Genomic DNA, 315 nt, shown 5'->3' with positions numbered 1-315 from the left:
CTGACGGGCGGCTACGGCGCCGACGTGTCGTTCGAATGCATCGGCCACACGGCCACCGCGAAGCTCGCGATCGACGTGATCCGCAAGGCCGGCAAGTCGGTGATGGTCGGCATCTTCGAGGAGCCGACGTCGTTCAACTTCTTCGACATCGTGTCGACCGAGAAGGAAGTGATCGGCTCGCTCGCGTACAACGGCGAATTCGCGGACGTGATCCGCTTCATCGCCGACGGCCGCATCGACGTGCAGCCGCTCATCACCGGACGCATCGCGCTCGGCGACATCGTCGCGCGCGGCTTCGAGGAGCTGGTCAACCAC

Annotated in this window: 1 protein-coding gene; it reads left to right on the top strand. The window is 65.1% G+C overall.

Annotated features, from left to right (window positions below; all coding sequences use genetic code 11):
• The coding region (locus tag SB725_RS30570) for a zinc-binding dehydrogenase (RefSeq protein ID WP_410923091.1) at positions 1–315 on the top strand (315 nt) is incomplete at both ends.

Origin of the sequence: Pseudomonas sp. SIMBA_041 (assembly GCF_046535095.1) — a bacterium.
GTDB classification, from domain to species: Bacteria; Pseudomonadota; Gammaproteobacteria; order Pseudomonadales; family Pseudomonadaceae; genus Aquipseudomonas; species Aquipseudomonas mucoides.
Note: the sequence above shows the minus strand (reverse complement) of the source record. Positions and strands in the feature narration are given on the sequence as shown.